The sequence below is a fragment of the Novosphingobium sp. SG751A genome (assembly GCF_013149295.1).
In the GTDB taxonomy this organism is placed as follows: Bacteria; Pseudomonadota; Alphaproteobacteria; order Sphingomonadales; family Sphingomonadaceae; genus Novosphingobium.
On the sequence record NZ_JABGCB010000025.1, the window covers coordinates 19,705 to 35,368 of the forward strand.

A 15,664-nucleotide genomic window follows, 5' to 3' on the forward strand; every position below is an offset into this window, starting at 1 on the left:
GATACATGACCTATAACCGGCGAGAAATGCTTCAGTTCTCCGCGCTGGGCGCCGCCGCGATGACGGGGTTTCCTGCTCTTGCTGCGACTCCCACGGTTGCAGTCACGGTCAACCCGCGCAAACAGATCGGCGCCTTGCCGCATATCTGGTCCGAATGCGCAGGGTCCGACCGGGCGGCGATCACCTTACGCGAATCATGGCGCAAGGATCTGGGGCGCTGGGCCTCGGAAACCGGGCTGAAGAGGGTGCGGTTTCATGGCATTTTCAACGATGAACTGGGCGTGTTTGCCCCCTCGATTCTCAATCGCGGCAAGCTGGACGCGCCCAATTTTCAGGCCATTGACGAGGTCTATGACGGATTGCTCGAACGCGGTGTGGCCCCGTTCATCGAACTGAGCTTCATGCCCGCCAAGCTGGCCTCGGGGAAACCCAGTTTCGGTTTCTATAATGGCAACATCACCCCGCCCAAGACCATGGATAGCTGGGGCGATTTTATTCGCCAGTTTATCACCCATCTGATCGACCGCTATGGCGCGCAAACGGTGCGGACATGGCCGATGGAAGTGTGGAACGAACCCAACCTGCCCTTCTTCTGGACCAGCGATCAGGCCACCTATTTCGACATGTACAAGGCCACCGTGACCGCGATCAAAAGCGTCGATCCGGCGATCAAGGTGGGTGGCCCGTCGACGGCGCAGGGCGCATGGCTGAGCGACTTTGCCGCCTATTGCGCGGCCAACAACCTGCCGGTCGATTTCTTTTCAACCCATTGTTACGCTGGCGATAATCAGGATAAGCTGTTCGGGCAGAACCTCAATCTGCCGCAATCTCAGGTCATTCCCGAGGTCATCAAACGTTGCCGCCAGCAGATCGACGCCTCGCCCTATGCGGGCAGGCCCTTGTGGCTGAGCGAATGGTCCGCCGACAGTCCGGCGCTGATCGCCCATATCATCACCAACTGTCTGCCTCATTGTCAGGCCATGTCGCAATGGACCATGAGCAGCACCTATGAGGAATTGGGCGTAGCCGACTATGTCCTTAAAGAGGGCGACATGGGCTATGGCACGATGATCCATCAGATCCCCAAGGTTCCTTTCAACACCTATAAGCTGATGCATCAACTCGGTGAGGTTCGCCTTGCAGCCGAAGGGCCTGCGCTGGCCAGCAAGCGCGCTGATGGCAGCCTTGCGACGCTCATCTGGAACTTGGCCGAGGTGCAGCAACCTTCGGGCATTCCCGGACAGGCCCGCACGCGCAATGTGACCGGCGAGGACAAAAGCTTTCAGGTGAAATTTGAGGGGGCCGCCGGAAAAACCGTCTCGGTCCAGTATGTCGATCAGCAGCGCGGCTCTCCACTGCCAGCCTGGCGCGCGATGGGATCGCCGCAATATCCGCGCGCCGATCAACTGGCCACGCTGCGCAAGGCAGCCGAGATCGCCGCGCCCGTCAGCATGAAACTGGATGCGCAGGGTTCCCTGACCCTGACATTGCCGGCAGAGGGCGTCGCCCTCATCACGCTGGTGTAACTGGAAGGCCGGGGGTGCCATGATGGCGCCTCCGGCCCCTTTTCATTCATGTTGGCTCAGCGCCAGTTACCTAAGCACGCCCCTTAGGGTCGGAGTTTATACCATGGATCTTTCTCGCCGATCGATGATCGCACTGGCCGCAATCAGCCCTGTCGCACGGGCCATCGCCGCCACAACCAACACCAGTTTCCCCGACCATTTCCTGTGGGGTGCGGCCACGGCGGGCCATCAGGTCGAGGGCAACAATGTGAATGCCGACACCTGGCTACTCGAAAATGTTACGCCAACGCTCTATGCCGAGCGTTCCGGCGACGCTCTCAACAGCTTCGAGCTGTGGCAGGATGACCTCGATCTGGTCAAATCCATTGGACTCAATTCATACCGCTTTTCTTTGGAATGGGCGCGCATCGAGCCGGACAAAGGCCATTTTTCCACCGCCATGCTCGACCATTACAAGCGGATTGTCATAAGCTGCCGGGCGATGGGGATTACCCCGGTTGTCACCTTCAACCATTATACCACCCCCATCTGGTTTGCCCGGCAAGGCGGCTGGACCAATTCTGAATCCGTCGAGCTTTTTGCCCGGTTCTGTCAAACTGCTGCCCGCCATCTGGCCAGCCAGATCGGCTATGCCACCACCCTCAACGAGCCCAACGTGCTGCGCCTGATGCAAATGACCGTCATGCCGGCACGGGAAGAGCAGCGTCGTAAAATGCTGGTCGCCGCCGCCAAAGCGGCAGGAGTGGAGAAATTCGTTGCAGGCAATGCCGCCAATGCCGAAGACTTCGACATCATCACCCGCCATCAAATCGCCGGCCATAAGCAAGGCCGCGCGGCGATCAAGGCGGAGCGCTCCGACTTGCCCGTCGGCGTCAGTCTGGCCATCATTGACGAACAAGCCGTACCGAGCGGCGAGAAAAGGCGCGATGAGGTTCGCGCACAAATCTATGGCGCATGGCTGGAAGCCGCTAGGGACGACGATTTTATCGGCGTCCAGAACTATGAACGCAATGTCTGGAGCGCAACCGACCGCATCCCGCCCGAGCGCGGGACGCCGCGCAACGGTTTTGGCGGCGAGGTCTATCCCGCCTCACTGGCCGGTGCGGTGCGCTATGCCCATCAGATGACCAACAGGCCCGTGCTTATAACAGAACATGGTATCACCACCAGAGATGACGCGGTTCGCGCTCGTTTCATTCCCGCAGCGCTCAAGGAACTGCACAAGGTCATGGAAGAAGGCGTGTCAGTTTTGGGCTATATCCACTGGTCATTGGTCGACAACTTTGAATGGTCGCTGGGTTACTGGCCCACATTCGGACTGTCCTCGGTCGACCGGGCGACTTTCAAGCGTACCCTCAAACCCAGCGCTTCCATCCTTGGTCAAATAGCACAAGCGAACAGGTTGTAGAGCGCCGTCTGTTGAGTAGCGCCGAGGGCTGATTGCCCCGAGAGGCGGGCGGTTCCGGTGACAGAACGATAGCCTGCGTGGATTTGGGCGCCCCAGTCTGACCGGAAGCCGTTGGTGACCTTTCGGAACACGACCGAGGGGCGGATCTCCCGCTCGGATATGTTGTTGGTGGCCGGTTGGTGAGGAATACGAAAAACTTGCCCCGCTAGGCCTTGATCTGCTTGAGCAGCACCTTTCCTGCCGGATGGGCAATGGGCATGCGCATCAAGCGGGTGAGCACATTGTTGGCCTTGGCCGCGTAACTCGCCAGGATTGTATCCTTCAGGCTTCCTCGTCGCTTGCCGATGCGGATGGCCCAGCGCAGGTGATCGCGGACCTTGGAGGCAAAAGCCCTGTCGCCGCAGTCGATGGCGTATTGAACAGCGCGCAGCACATGGACGTTACCTTCACCGGGACTTGATGGAGTGGGCAGAGGAAAACGCACGACTTAACACTTCGCACCCCATCCCCGCGAATTGCTCCCAGCGGAGGACCCATTAGGCCCGCACACCCCGCCTCTCCTCCAGCGCCTGCCATCTGCATTCGATGGCTAGAATACGGGGCAAGGAGGGGCGGCAAAGCTAGGAGCCGAAGCTAGGTCCGTTGCTGCCCAGATGCTGCCCAGAAATGGCAGGGGGCGGAGAACGATGGGAGGTAAGGCATGGCCCTAGCCCGAAAACCCTTGGATTCTAAAGGGTTCTGTGGCATAGAGGTGGAGGCCGAGCCGGAATCGAATTCATAAAATAAATATTTGATTTAAATTAATAATAATTCCAGTTGAGAAATTTTACCATCACCAAGTCCATCAGACCTGATTCTAATCTGGGTTCGATGCCAAATGCCGGAATCGAAGCCATTCTCTCCCGATTCGCAGCTTGATTCGGAAGTTGAAATGCTTGGCTTCCTCAAAGCAGCCAAAGCGCCCATTTCACACTTTGATGGTAGCAATTTTGATGGAGTCAGAGCTGATTTTCGCCTGCTAACCTGCCCCGCCCCAGTCCATCAATCATAACGAGACATGGGGTGGTTGTGACCAGCAAACACGCGGATGAGGCCGGAAATCCGCCGTGGTCCGTATTAGAGGTGCTTAAAGCCGTTTCACCTCCACGCCATATTTGCGCAAAGCGTAGCCGATCTGGCGCGGCGTCAGGTGCAGCATGCGCGCCGCCTTGGCCTGTACCCATCCCGTTGCTTCCAAGGCGGCTACCAACTCGTTGCGGGTGATCTTCACATTATCCTGCCCGCCATCCTCTGCGTCAAAAGGCGCGCCGGCAAAATCGCTAGGAGCGGTTGGAATCGGCGGACTGGCAATGCCGATCGGGGCCTTGGGTCGTGGCTGGATGATGGAAAAGGGCTGAGAAACTGCTGTTTTCCACAAGGTGGCGGACAGGCACTCGTCATGACGGCAGGCAAAGTCATCTTCGCAAATCCGATCTCCCGGCGCCAGTGTGGCGGTGCGGCGAATGCAATTCTCCAGCTCGCGCACATTGCCGGGGAAATAGCAATTATCGAGCACCCGGATCGCTGAGGGGCTAAGCTCATGCCGCGTGCGATGCTCATCATCGAAACGCCGCAGAAATTCGAGCGCCAGCAGCGGAATATCCTCGCGCCGGTCACGCAGCGCAGGCAGACGGACCGAAACCACATTGATCCGGTAATAGAGATCGGCGCGAAACTCACCGCGCGCCACCATTTCCTCAAGATTGCGGTTGGTGGCGCACACCAGCCGGACATCGACCTTGATCGTGTTCATCCCGCCCACGCGCTCAAACTCGCCTTCCTGCAGCACGCGCAGCAATTTGACCTGAAACGACAGGCTGGTATCACCGATTTCATCCAGAAACAGCGTTCCGCCATCGGCCAGTTCGAACCTGCCCTTGCGCTGGGTAACGGCCCCGGTGAAGGCGCCCTTTTCATGGCCGAACAGTTCGGATTCCAGCACGCTTTCGGGCAGAGCAGCGCAATTGAGCTTGATGAAAGGCTTTTTCGCACGCGGCGAAAAGTCATGGGTGGCGCGAGCGAACAATTCCTTGCCCGTCCCGCTTTCGCCGCGCAGCAGAACCGCCGAATGGCTGCGCGCCACCACGCGGATCTGATTGAGCGCATGGCCCAGCGCCGGGCTGGATCCGACAATGCCGCGCGCCTCGCCGCGCTTTTCGCCGCCTTCCTGACGCGACAGTTCCTTTTCCAGCAAGCGCTGCTGATCCATCAGTCTCTCGCGATCGCGCCCGATCAGATCCATCAGGCGCACCGTCTGGCCGATCAGATTGGCCACCATGGTCAGAAAGCGCACATCCTCATCGGCGGCATGATAGGTCGTGTCATCGTCCCACACCTGCTCAATGGTCAGCGTGCCGATCACCTTGTCACCATCCTTGATCGGCACGCCGATGAAGGAAACGCGGGCGTCGCGCGCCACTTTTTCGCTCCGCTCCCAACCGGCGAACAGGGCGCTCTTGTCGATATTGTGGATCACCACCGGCATCTGCGTGGTCACCACCTGCCCCACCGCGCGCTCGGGCAGACGCTCGAAATAGCGATGCGCCTGCTGCTCGCTCCAACCGATGCCCACGACGCTGCGCGGATCGCCCTTTTCATCGATCAGCGCAACAATCCCGTGGCGCATGTCCATGAAGCTGGAGAGCAGAGTCATCACATTGGCCAGCGTGGTTTCCAGCCTTGCGGGCGTGGCGAGTATCTTGGATATCTCGTAAATGCCGCGCAGCGCGATGTCGGCGCGCGTGTGGCTCTGGCTGCGTTTCGGCATGTTGTGTTTCGGCATGGGCAGAGTCAGTGCCGGTGCGAAAGCGACATTGGCGTCATCGGAACGGACAGTATCGGAACCAGCAGACATGGGCATGACAAGCACCTCCCTGCCCTCAGGCTCATCGCTTCTCCCTCGTCCGGCCATTGGTCCTTTCGGGGCGCCGAATCATATTCGCATTGCAACATAAGGTCTCAAAATCCTTGTGGGGGAGCAAGGGAATATGACAGAAAAGCGAGGTTCTCCTGGCCACAAAACACCGGAAGCGCTCTATTGCACCCGCAACATCAACCAAATTTGTAAAGCACGCCAAAGCCACCGCGCGGATAGTTCCATTCCAGCTCGCCGGTGCCCTGCGTAACGATGCGGCAGGTGCCGCATTCCACGCAGCCATCGGCCGAAACCTCCACCTGCCCGCTTTCATTCTGGGCATAGCAACCGGCCGGACAGAGCCTTGTCATCGCTAGCAAGCCGCGCGACGGCGTCTGATGGGGTTTCACCCTGATATGAGGCCGCCCCGCATCCACCAGATAGCGGTTGGAAAAGAGCTTTTCCTCGACCTTGATCGCTGCAACTTCGCTCATCTGCCTGCTCCCTTATCGCCAAGCCCGGACCAGCCGGAACGCATCGCCCATCATGCCCCGCCACCCGCGCGCCTCGCGGAATGAGCGCAAGATGGCACCCTCCTTGCTCTTCTTGTCCACGCCATCCACGCGGAACCATGTCTGCATCGCCTGGCTGATCAGACGCGGATAGGTGCCGAAGAACTGCGCCTTGCCGCCATGCAGCAGGCCGGGGATACCCTTGTATTTCTTCAGATCCTTCATCACGAATGTCTCTTCCAGCCGCTTGGCGAAAATGGCCAGATTGGCGCGGCTCATCGCTTCGCGCTTGCGGGTCAGCATCACCACGGTTTCCGCCGCAATGCGTCCGGTGGTCATGGCCAGATTGGACCCTTCGCGATGCACCGCATTCACGAATTGCCCCGCATCGCCCACCACCAGCCAGCCATCGCCATAAAGCTGGGGAATGGCCCGGTATCCGCCTTCCGGGATCAGATGGGCGGCATATTCCTTGATCTCGCTGCCCGCCAGCAAGGGTTTGATGGAGGGATGGTTCTTGAAACTTTCGAGCAAACCATAAGGCGTTTCACCGCCCTCCACGAAATCATCAACGATGCAGCCGATGCCCACCGAGATCGATTCCTCATTGGTATAGAGGAAGCCCGTGCCGGTCATGCCCTTGGTGATCGTGCCCATCGCCTCGATCACCACGCCTTCATTGCCCGAGAGGTTGAAGCGCGCCTCGATCACTTCGCGCGGCAGGAAATGCATTTCCTTCAACGCCAGCGCCACCGTGCCGGGCTTCACCTCCTCGCGCAATCCGCTGCGCTGGCCTACCAGCCCGTTGACCCCTTCGGCCAGCACCACCACCGGCGCCATGATCGGATTGCCGCCCCGGTCTGTGCGCACGCCGATCACCTTGCCCGACAGATCGCGCACCAGTTCGGTGACGGTGGTTTCAAACAGCACGGTCGCGCCTGCCGCCCGCACCCGCGCGTTGAACCATTTGTCGAATTGGGCGCGCAGGATCGTATAGCGGTTGGGCTTCTCCTCGTTGAAATCATCGCTGCGGTAATGCACCCCGGTGTGGCTGCGATCATCCATCGTCCACATGCGCTGTTCGATCACATGGCGTTCGAGCGGCGCATCCTCGCGGAAATCGGGAATGATCTTTTCCAGCGCATCGGCATAGAGGATCGCCCCCTGCACATTCTTGCTGCCCGAATATTCGCCACGCTCGATCTGAAGGACATTCAGCCCCTCGCTGGCCATCACATAGGCCGCCGCATTGCCCGAAGGGCCAGCGCCCACCACGATGGCATCGAATTGCGGCTCCTGCGCCTGCATCTCGCTCATGCTTCCCTCCTCAACTGGCCAGACGGTTGATGCGCAGCCGGTTTGCGAAAGCTTCCGTCAGCGCGGGCAACAGCGTGACGGCGTCGGCCACGATGCCCAGATGGGCAAATTCGAAAATCGGCGCTTTGGGGTCGGTGTTGATGGCCAGGATAAGGTCGGCCCCCTCCACGCCCACGCGATGCTGGATCGCGCCCGAAATGCCCGCCGCAATATAGAGCTTGGGGCGGATGGTCTTGCCGGTCTGGCCGATCTGGCGGTCTGCGGTGATCCAGCCCTTTTGCACCAGCGGGCGCGAGCCGCCATATTCGGCGCCCAACACCTCGGCCAGATTTTTGACCAACTGGAAATTCTCCGCCGAACGCAGCCCCAGGCCGCCCGCCACCACAATATCGGCATAGGGCAGGCTGGCCTTGTCACTGTCGCGGTCGGCGATGAAATCGAGCACCTTGGTGATGATGTCGGCCTCGTTGATCGCCGGGCTATATTCGATGATACGACCGCTGCGTCCTTCCTGCCGTGCGGGCATGGGCATTACGCGGGGGCGCACGGTGGCCATCTGGGGCCGGAAATTCAGGGTGAAGATCGTGCAAAGCAGGGAGCCGCCAAAGGTGGGCCGCGTGGCGGCCAGCGAGCCTTCCTCGTCGATTTCAAGCTCCGTGCAATCCGCTGTCAGCCCGGTGGCCAGCGTGGTGGCCACCGAGCCTGCCAGATCGCGCCCGAGATTGGTCGCGCCCAGCAGCAGGATTTCCGGCTTATAGGTGTTGACCAGATGGGTGAGAACCTGACACGCGGTTTCATTGCGATAATGGGCCAGCGCCGGATCCTGCGCGAGATAGACCAGATCGGCGCTATATTCGAAACATTGCGCCGCCGCCGCGTCAAGCTCCGCGCGACTTTCGCCCATCACCACCGCGGCCAGTTCCACGCCGCGCTTGTCGGCCAGTTTGCGCCCCTCGCCCAGCAGTTCAAAACTCACCGAATGGACCGCGCCATGCTCCATTTCCACGGCCACCCACACATGTTTGTAGGCCTTGAAATGTTCGGGCAGTTCCTTCTTGGTCCCGGCCCTGCTGTTGCCGCCGCCGGCCTGTGGTTGCTGTGCCATAGTTCCGTCCCCCTCAATAGGCCGCTTGGGCGGCGGTTTCGAAAAGCTGCGCCTCGATGGCAGGCATGCGCCCGAAAATTGCATCGATCACAGCATGGGCGCTGGCCTCGGGGGTGGCCTCGGCGCCGATCATGGCGGCCTTTTCGCTGCGCGCGCCGGGCGCAAAGACCTTTTTGACAATGGTGGGCGAGCCGCGCAGCCCGCATCGGGTCAGATCCTCGATGCCCACGGCGGCCGCGTTCCAGATCGTCACCTGCGCTCTGGCGGCGGCCAGCGCGGTCTCGATGCTGCCGCGCCGCATCTCATTGCTGCCCTCCAGCATGGTGATCAGCACCGGCAGCTTGGTCTGCAACACCTGCGTGCCGCCCTCGGCCCGGCGTTCCACCACCAGCGCGCCGCCATCGGGATCAAGATCGCGGATTTTGGAAATATAGGTGAGCTGATTATAGCCCAGCCTCTTGGCGATGCCGGGGCCGACCTGGGCGGTGTCGCCATCGATGGTCTGCTTGCCGGTAAAGATGATGTCGGGCGCGCCAAATTCACGCGCAATCTGCAAAAGCGCCATGGACAGCGCATAGGAGGTCGCCAGCGTATCCGAACCCGCAAAATAGCGATCCGAGAGCAGCACCGCCCGGTCCGCCCCGAAGGTCAAGGCCTTGCGCAGCGAATCCTCCGCCGTCATCGGCCCCATGCACAGCACTGTCACCTTGCCGCCAAACCTGTCGCGCAGGCGCAGCGCTTCTTCCAGCGCGAACAGGTCATAGGGGTTGATGATCGTGGGCACACCCTGCCGCATGATCGTGTTCGTCACCGGATGAACGCGGATCTGGGCGCTGTCGGGCACCTGCTTGATGCAGACGACGCTGTGTAAGGGCTGATTCATTTCACTCTCCCGTCAGGGCAGACAGCGGCACAAAGGGCCGGTTGGGTTCGGGCTTGGGGGCGATGGCATCCTGATGTACCTTGAAGATGCGCTGGGCGATCGGGCTTGAGGCGACGAAATCCTCATAGGCCTGCATCAGATGGTCGCGGCAGGTCTGGTAAATCGCGGCGGGATCGGCCTCGTCCAGTTCCCCGTTCACCGCGCTGCCTTTGAGATATTGCCCCATGCGGCGCAGGATATGGAGCCGCGCCACACGCAGGATCGCCTCGTCATAGGGCACATTAAGCGTGACGAAGAAATCTTCGGCACTCGACAGGGATTGCAGACGGTCAAGCAGATTCATGACTATCCTCCTGCATGAGCTGGCGGGCTTCGCGTTGATTGCAAGCCGTCTCACGGTGGTTTTGGGCCGCTTCGCGGTGCGCCAGGCGCGCTTCGAGAAAATCGATCCGGTCGAGCAGATCGGCAATCGCCTCGCCCACCGGATCGGGCATCAAATGATGGTCCAGATCGATGCGGCCCTTGATGCGCCGCCGCTCGGCCCGATCGCGCACCACCCGGCCCGGAATGCCCACAACGGTCATGCCCGGCGGAACATCCTCGATCACCACACTGTTGGCGCCCACCCGCGCTCCCGCGCCCAGCGTGATCGGCCCCAGAATCTTGGCCCCGCATCCCACCACCACGCCATCGCCCAGCGTGGGGTGGCGCTTGCCCCCCTGCCAACTGGTGCCGCCCAGCGTGACGCCGTGATAAAGCGTGACATCATCGCCGATTTCGGCCGTTTCACCGATCACGACGCAAGCGCCGTGATCGATGAAAAAGCGCCGGCCGATCCGCGCGCCGGGGTGAATATCGACATTGGTGAGCACCCGCGAAAACCACGAGAGAAAGCGCGCCGCAAAGCGATGCCCGCGCCGCCACAGGCGATGCGCCAGACGATGCCAGATGACCGCATGCACCCCCGGATAGGTGAGCAGTACCTCCAGCATGCCATTGGCCGCCGGATCGCGCGCAGCCACGCAGGCCACATCCGCCCGCCATTCGCCCCGGATCGAGGGGCGATCCGCGTCCTGAACGCCGCCGGTGGCGAGAGGCATCGCGTGCGTCGCCATCACAGCACCGGCGTCATGGTTTGCACATAAAGCTCGGCCAGATCGGGCAGATCGACCACCCGCTTGGTGCGCACCGCGCGCGAACGCACTGCGTCGAGCAATTGTTCGAGCCTTTCATGTTCCGCATCCAGCCCGATCGAACGCAGCATCGAGCGCACCGCGCTGCGCCCGGAATGTTTGCCCAGCACAATCTTGCGCTTGCGCCCGAACAGTGCGGGATCAAGCGCCTCATAGGTGCCCGCATCGCGCAGCAGACCCGAAACATGGATGCCCGATTCATGGGCAAAGACGCTGCCCCCCACAATCGGCTTGTTTTCCGGGATCGGGCGACAGGCCGCATTGGCAACCTTGTCTGCAAGAGTGCCAAGCTGGGCCAAATCGACACCGGTGCGTCGCCCCAGCGTCTCGCGCAGAGCGGTTACCACTTCCTCAAGCGGCGCATTGCCCGCCCGCTCGCCCAGCCCCAGCACGCAGACGCTGGCATGGGTCGCCCCGCCGCGCACAGCGGCCAGCGTATTGGCCGTGGCCAGCCCGAGATCGTCATGGCCATGGAATTCCAGCTCTATGTCGGTTTCGCGGGCCAGACGGGCAAAGATGTCGCGCGTGCCAAAGGGATCAAGCACGCCCAGCGTATCGGCATAGCGGAAGCGATGCCCGCCCGCCTCTTCGATGGCCACCACCACGCGGGCGAGGAAATCGGGATCGGCGCGGCTGGCATCCTCTCCCCCCACCGACACGCGCAGCCCCTGATCCAGCGCATAGGGCACCGCATCGGCAATGCGCGCCAGCACATCCTGACGCCCCGTGCCGAATTTGGCGCGGATCTGGCGGTCGGAAACCGGAACGGACAGATGGATGCGCCCGGAGCCGACCATCGCCCCCAGATCAATGTCGCCCCGCGTCATCCGGCACCAGGGGATGACGGCGGCCCGCCTGTTCATCCCGGCAATGGTGCGGATCGCATCAAGCTCTTCGGGCCCCATCGCGGGCGTGCCGGCCTCGATCTCGTCCACCCCGGCGGCATCGAGCATGGCCGCAATGGCCAGTTTTTCATCCAGCGTGAAGGCGATACCGGGGGCCTGTTCGCCGTCGCGCAAAGTGCTGTCATTGATGATAACCGGAGGGGCAGGACTGGCCATGGAACTCTCCTTTCTGACGGGTCAGAGGCTGATATCAGGCATAGGTCGGGTTGAAGGCGGCGGTATGCACATCGCGCTCGCGCCAGAAGGGGCTCATGTCGCGCAATTTTTCGATGATCGGCGGCATGGCTTCCAGCACGCGGTCCACATCGCCCTCGCTGTTCTCCCGCGAGAAGCTGAAGCGGATCGCGCCATGGGCGGCGGTATAGGGAATGTTCATCGCGCGCAGCACATGGCTCGGCTCCAGGCTGCCCGAGGTGCAGGCCGATCCCGATGAAGCGGCAATCCCCTCGCGGTTCATCAGCAGCAGGATCGCCTCGCCCTCGATATATTCAAAGGCAATGTTGCAGGTGTTGGGCAGGCGGTTTTCCACATCGCCGGTGACGAAACTGTTGCCGATGCGCTGCAACAATCCCGCTTCCAGCCGGTCGCGCAGGGCTTTGACGGTGGTCTGCTCCTGCGCCATATGGGCCGCGGCCAGCTCTACCGCCTTGCCGAGGCCGATGATGGCCGGGGCATTCTCGGTGCCCGCGCGCCGTCCACGCTCCTGATGGCCGCCCCGGATCAGCGGACGCAGCCGCACGCCCTTGCGCACATAGAGAGCGCCGATGCCCTTTGGCCCATGCAGCTTGTGGCCCGAGAGCGAAAGCATGTCGATGGCGCTGTTTTTCAGATCCATCGGGATCTTGCCCACGACCTGCACCGCATCGGTGTGAAACAGCGCGCCCACGCCATGGGCCATCCTGGCCAGTTGCTCGACCGGAAAGATCGTGCCGGTTTCATTGTTGGCCCACATGATCGAGACGATGGCGGTCTTGTCCGAGAGCGCCCGGGCATAGGCTTCGATGTCGAGTCGCCCGCGCGCATCCACCGGGATGACATGCACCTTGGCCCGCCCGGTCTTTTCCAGATGCGCCACCAGCGTCAGCACGGCGGGATGTTCGACCGCGCTGGTGATGATCTCCGTGCGTCCGGTCTGCGTTTCCAGCGCCGAAAGGATCGCTGTGCTGTCCGCCTCGGTGCCGCCGCCGGTATAGACGATCTCATGGTCGAACTCGGCGCCCAGCAGATCGGCCAGCGCGCGGCGGGCCTTGGCAATCGCCCCGCCCACCTCGCTGCCAAAGGCATGCATGGAGGAAGCATTGCCGAATTGCTCAGTAAAGAAAGGCAGCATCGCGGCCACGACTTCGGGATCGCAGCGGGTGGTGGCGTTATTGTCGAGATAGACGGGGGAAACGGTCATGACAAAGCTCCCGATCAATGAACATTGGTGACGGGGATGACGAGCAGCGGCATGCCCAGCGCCTCGACAAGGCGGGCCTGCACGCCCTCGATCGTGGCCGAGGAAAGATGGCAGCCGACACAGGCGCCGGTGAGCTTGACCATCACCCGGTTGCCTTCCACATCGACCAGTTCGCAATCGCCACCGTCGCGCTGAAGGCTGGGGCGGATGCTTTCGAGCGTTTCCTCGATCAGGCGGATCTTTTGCAGATTGGTCAGCGGTTTGCTCGTATTGGCTCCCGCATTGACTGACACCACCTTCTTTTCCTTCACCGGCAGCGGCGCCGCGCCCGCCACGAAGGCCCGGTCCGCCGCCAGAGCGCCCTCGGCCACCATCTCGGCATTGACCCGCGCCAGCACTTCCTCGATCCCCTCGGCGCAGGTGGAGCAGCCACCGCCCGCCTTGGTGTAATTGGTGATTTCCTCGATGCTGGTCAGGCCGTTGGTGCGCACGGTGCGCTCGATCATACCTTCATCAATGCCAAAGCATTTGCAGATCAGAGCGCCTTCCTCATGGTCATCCACCCAGACCTCGCCGCGATAATTGGCAATGGCCGCATGCAGCGCCTCCTGCCCCATCACCGAGCAATGCATCTTTTCCGGCGGCAATCCGCCCAGGAATTCGGCAATATCCTGATTGGTGAGGCCCATCGCCTCCTCGATCGTCTTGCCGATGATCAGCTCGGTCAGCGCCGAGGAGGAGGCAATCGCGCTGCCGCAGCCGAAGGTCTGGAATTTGGCATCGATGATGGTCTGCGTGGGCTGGTCCACCTTGATCATCAGGCGCAGCGCATCGCCGCAACTGATCGCGCCCACATCGCCCACGCCATCGGCATCTTCCAGAATACCGCTGTTCTTGGGGTTGAAGAAGTAATCCTTCACCTTCTCGCTATATTCCCACATGAACTTGTCTCCTTCAGCCGAAAGATTTGCCGCAAGAACAGCTGTTGGCGGCGTTGGGGTTTTCAAACGTGAAGCCCGAACCTTCGAGGGCGACCACGAAATCCACCGTGGTTCCGGCCAGGAGGGGCTGGCTCGCCGGATCGATGAACACGGCCACATCGCCGCTGCGCACCAACGCATCATCAGGATGCGGCTGAGACACCAGACCCATCATATATTTGTATCCGGCGCATCCCCCGGCCTCGACCTGAATGCGCAGGCCGGCGGGATTTTGCTCCCCCTGCGCTTTGCTCATGGCGGTGCGGACCGCTTCGACCGCACTGTCGGTCAGGATAATCATCGAACTGGCTCCCCGACGAATGGTTGACGAAGGGAGGTATCGCAAACACCGTGCCAGAGCGCGAAATCGCCCGATTTCCGCCAATGGCCATGGCGGCACGCGGGCTGAGACAGGCCGTTTGGCGGGTTTGCGACAAAGGGCCATGTTGCAATGCACACACTGGGCGCACCTCCATCAGCACTTTTGCGCCAAAGATGCGCAAACACAGGGCGAAAGCGAAAACGGCCCGTTTCCTGCATAGGGCGAAGGGTGGGCATGGCGCGAGGCGCGTCGGCCCCGCCGGGGGGGCGTTCCCCCGCGACCCGCCACCATCTCACCTTCCGTTCAAGGAGACCTGTCCATGACCACAATCGACGCCGTAGCGCTGGGCGATACCGCCTTTGGCAAGCTGGATAGCGCGCGCCGCCTGCTCAATGCCGTGCTGAAGGAACCTCTGCCGCGCACGGGCACTTTCGGCTTTCGCGGCGATATCGCGCTGGCCTTTCAGGATCAGGTGGCCGACGAAGCTCGCCCCCCGGCCTACTCGCTCGAACAGGTGCTGGCCGTGGCCGATGTGGCCACGGGCAAGATCCCGGTGCTGGTGGGCTATCTGCACAATTTCGCCTGGCTCAAGGATGCGGGCGAAGTGCTGGGGGATTTCATCGATCCCAAAGGAACCTATGTGCTCTTTGCCAATAACATTGATTTTCTGAAGAAATACCGTGTGTCCTTTGCGAGCGCCACCGCCTATGTCCTGCCGCTCGATGAATCAACCGTGTGGAAGGAAACGCTCGAACTGGTCGATATCGACAAGAATGATGTGAAGAAGCTGAATGGCGCGCAAAAACTCGAATATGTGCTGGACAAGGTGGCCGCTTTCAGCGCCCTCTATCCCGAACTCAGCTATGAGGATGGCGTGGCGGCCATGGAGCCGGTGCGCAACCGCAACGAGAACCGTCCGGTTTGACGGCCGATGGCAATCTCCAAAAGATCCGGTGGTGTATGCCACCGGATCTTGAAAGAGACTGGATCAGAAATTGGAAAGATGGCCCTCGCGGCGCGCGACCTCGCGCCCGGCGGCCATGATCGCGCGTGAGGTGCCCGGCGCGGCGGGGCGCGACACAAGGCGATGCGCCCGCTCGCTGCCGCAGGCGGGGCAGATCACCGGATCGCTCGCCTTCACCAGCACCTCGCTGACGGCCATGCAAGCCTCGCATTCTATGTCATAAAGCGGCATTCTCGAACTCCTTCAGGCCCAACGCC

General features: G+C 61.4%; 15 protein-coding genes and 1 pseudogene. 3 read left to right on the forward strand and 13 right to left on the reverse strand.

Annotated elements, in window-relative coordinates; translation table 11 throughout:
* Window positions 1–26 precede the first annotated feature (26 nt).
* Window positions 27–1,526: a cellulase family glycosylhydrolase gene (locus tag FHW96_RS23005; protein WP_253951182.1), complete on the forward strand. Its 1,500-nt coding sequence runs from the start codon at window positions 27–29 to the stop codon at window positions 1,524–1,526.
* A 103-nt stretch (window positions 1,527–1,629) separates the two neighbouring features.
* Entirely contained in the window at window positions 1,630–2,934 is a 1,305-nt protein-coding gene (locus FHW96_RS23010; protein WP_172342915.1) for a family 1 glycosylhydrolase, read from the forward strand.
* On the opposite strand, the pseudogene FHW96_RS23015 reads toward FHW96_RS23010, so the two are convergent.
* The 12 genes and pseudogenes from FHW96_RS23015 to FHW96_RS23070 all read right to left on the reverse strand — a co-directional run.
* Window positions 2,907–3,370, reverse strand: a pseudogene (locus FHW96_RS23015) (transposase); the annotation flags it as partial. The gene FHW96_RS23010 and the pseudogene FHW96_RS23015 overlap by 28 nt on opposite strands.
* A 690-nt stretch (window positions 3,371–4,060) precedes the next feature.
* The gene (nifA, locus tag FHW96_RS23020) at window positions 4,061–5,833 is read right to left on the reverse strand and encodes a nif-specific transcriptional activator NifA (protein ID WP_305849712.1); all 1,773 of its coding nucleotides are present in this window, start codon (window positions 5,831–5,833) and stop codon (window positions 4,061–4,063) included.
* A gap of 191 nt (window positions 5,834–6,024) precedes the next feature.
* Window positions 6,025–6,321 (reverse strand): ferredoxin family protein, encoded by a 297-nt coding sequence (locus FHW96_RS23025; protein WP_172342916.1) that lies wholly within the window; start codon window positions 6,319–6,321, stop codon window positions 6,025–6,027.
* 12 nt (window positions 6,322–6,333) lie between these two features.
* Window positions 6,334–7,656: an FAD-dependent oxidoreductase gene (locus FHW96_RS23030; RefSeq protein WP_216651024.1), complete on the reverse strand. Its 1,323-nt coding sequence runs from the start codon at window positions 7,654–7,656 to the stop codon at window positions 6,334–6,336.
* A gap of 10 nt (window positions 7,657–7,666) precedes the next feature.
* Window positions 7,667–8,761, reverse strand: a complete 1,095-nt coding sequence (locus FHW96_RS23035; RefSeq protein WP_172342917.1) for an electron transfer flavoprotein subunit alpha/FixB family protein — start codon at window positions 8,759–8,761, stop codon at window positions 7,667–7,669.
* 13 nt (window positions 8,762–8,774) lie between these two features.
* Window positions 8,775–9,644, reverse strand: a complete 870-nt coding sequence (locus tag FHW96_RS23040) for an electron transfer flavoprotein subunit beta/FixA family protein (RefSeq protein WP_172342918.1) — start codon at window positions 9,642–9,644, stop codon at window positions 8,775–8,777.
* Window position 9,645: 1 nt separating this feature from the next.
* The gene (nifW, locus tag FHW96_RS23045) at window positions 9,646–9,987 is read right to left on the reverse strand and encodes a nitrogenase stabilizing/protective protein NifW (RefSeq protein WP_172342919.1); all 342 of its coding nucleotides are present in this window, start codon (window positions 9,985–9,987) and stop codon (window positions 9,646–9,648) included.
* Entirely contained in the window at window positions 9,974–10,744 is a 771-nt protein-coding gene (gene cysE / locus FHW96_RS23050; protein ID WP_216651026.1) for a serine O-acetyltransferase, read from the reverse strand. Before cysE ends, nifW begins: the two co-directional genes overlap by 14 nt.
* A 14-nt stretch (window positions 10,745–10,758) precedes the next feature.
* Window positions 10,759–11,898 (reverse strand): homocitrate synthase, encoded by a 1,140-nt coding sequence (gene nifV / locus FHW96_RS23055; protein WP_172342920.1) that lies wholly within the window; start codon window positions 11,896–11,898, stop codon window positions 10,759–10,761.
* Window positions 11,899–11,932: 34 nt separating this feature from the next.
* Window positions 11,933–13,141, reverse strand: a complete 1,209-nt coding sequence (gene nifS / locus FHW96_RS23060) for a cysteine desulfurase NifS (protein ID WP_172342921.1) — start codon at window positions 13,139–13,141, stop codon at window positions 11,933–11,935.
* 14 nt (window positions 13,142–13,155) lie between these two features.
* Complete coding sequence (gene nifU, locus FHW96_RS23065) at window positions 13,156–14,082, reverse strand: Fe-S cluster assembly protein NifU (protein ID WP_172342922.1); 927 nt, start codon at window positions 14,080–14,082, stop codon at window positions 13,156–13,158.
* 13 nt (window positions 14,083–14,095) lie between these two features.
* Window positions 14,096–14,422, reverse strand: coding sequence for an iron-sulfur cluster assembly accessory protein (locus FHW96_RS23070; protein ID WP_172342923.1), 327 nt, complete (start codon window positions 14,420–14,422; stop codon window positions 14,096–14,098).
* A 340-nt stretch (window positions 14,423–14,762) separates the two neighbouring features.
* Here FHW96_RS23070 and FHW96_RS23075 point away from each other — a divergent pair, with 340 nt between their 5' ends.
* The gene (locus FHW96_RS23075) at window positions 14,763–15,368 is read left to right on the forward strand and encodes a hypothetical protein (RefSeq protein WP_172342924.1); all 606 of its coding nucleotides are present in this window, start codon (window positions 14,763–14,765) and stop codon (window positions 15,366–15,368) included.
* A 63-nt stretch (window positions 15,369–15,431) separates the two neighbouring features.
* Here the strand turns inward: FHW96_RS23075 and FHW96_RS23080 are convergent, their stop codons facing one another.
* Window positions 15,432–15,638, reverse strand: coding sequence for a zinc ribbon domain-containing protein (locus FHW96_RS23080; RefSeq protein WP_172342925.1), 207 nt, complete (start codon window positions 15,636–15,638; stop codon window positions 15,432–15,434).
* Window positions 15,639–15,664 lie beyond the last annotated feature (26 nt).

What these genes read in the sequence shown, in the direction of transcription:
- FHW96_RS23005 (WP_253951182.1), top strand. Translation starts at nt 27, where the DNA reads ATGCTTCAGTTCTCCGCGCTGGGCGCCGCCGCGATGACGGGGTTTCCT.
- FHW96_RS23010 (WP_172342915.1), top strand. Translation starts at nt 1,630, where the DNA reads ATGGATCTTTCTCGCCGATCGATGATCGCACTGGCCGCAATCAGCCCT.
- nifA (WP_305849712.1), bottom strand. Translation starts at nt 5,833, where the DNA reads ATGCCCATGTCTGCTGGTTCCGATACTGTCCGTTCCGATGACGCCAAT.
- FHW96_RS23025 (WP_172342916.1), bottom strand. Translation starts at nt 6,321, where the DNA reads ATGAGCGAAGTTGCAGCGATCAAGGTCGAGGAAAAGCTCTTTTCCAAC.
- FHW96_RS23030 (WP_216651024.1), bottom strand. Translation starts at nt 7,656, where the DNA reads ATGAGCGAGATGCAGGCGCAGGAGCCGCAATTCGATGCCATCGTGGTG.
- FHW96_RS23035 (WP_172342917.1), bottom strand. Translation starts at nt 8,761, where the DNA reads ATGGCACAGCAACCACAGGCCGGCGGCGGCAACAGCAGGGCCGGGACC.
- FHW96_RS23040 (WP_172342918.1), bottom strand. Translation starts at nt 9,644, where the DNA reads ATGAATCAGCCCTTACACAGCGTCGTCTGCATCAAGCAGGTGCCCGAC.
- nifW (WP_172342919.1), bottom strand. Translation starts at nt 9,987, where the DNA reads ATGAATCTGCTTGACCGTCTGCAATCCCTGTCGAGTGCCGAAGATTTC.
- cysE (WP_216651026.1), bottom strand. Translation starts at nt 10,744, where the DNA reads ATGCCTCTCGCCACCGGCGGCGTTCAGGACGCGGATCGCCCCTCGATC.
- nifV (WP_172342920.1), bottom strand. Translation starts at nt 11,898, where the DNA reads ATGGCCAGTCCTGCCCCTCCGGTTATCATCAATGACAGCACTTTGCGC.
- nifS (WP_172342921.1), bottom strand. Translation starts at nt 13,141, where the DNA reads ATGACCGTTTCCCCCGTCTATCTCGACAATAACGCCACCACCCGCTGC.
- nifU (WP_172342922.1), bottom strand. Translation starts at nt 14,082, where the DNA reads ATGTGGGAATATAGCGAGAAGGTGAAGGATTACTTCTTCAACCCCAAG.
- FHW96_RS23070 (WP_172342923.1), bottom strand. Translation starts at nt 14,422, where the DNA reads ATGATTATCCTGACCGACAGTGCGGTCGAAGCGGTCCGCACCGCCATG.
- FHW96_RS23075 (WP_172342924.1), top strand. Translation starts at nt 14,763, where the DNA reads ATGACCACAATCGACGCCGTAGCGCTGGGCGATACCGCCTTTGGCAAG.
- FHW96_RS23080 (WP_172342925.1), bottom strand. Translation starts at nt 15,638, where the DNA reads ATGCCGCTTTATGACATAGAATGCGAGGCTTGCATGGCCGTCAGCGAG.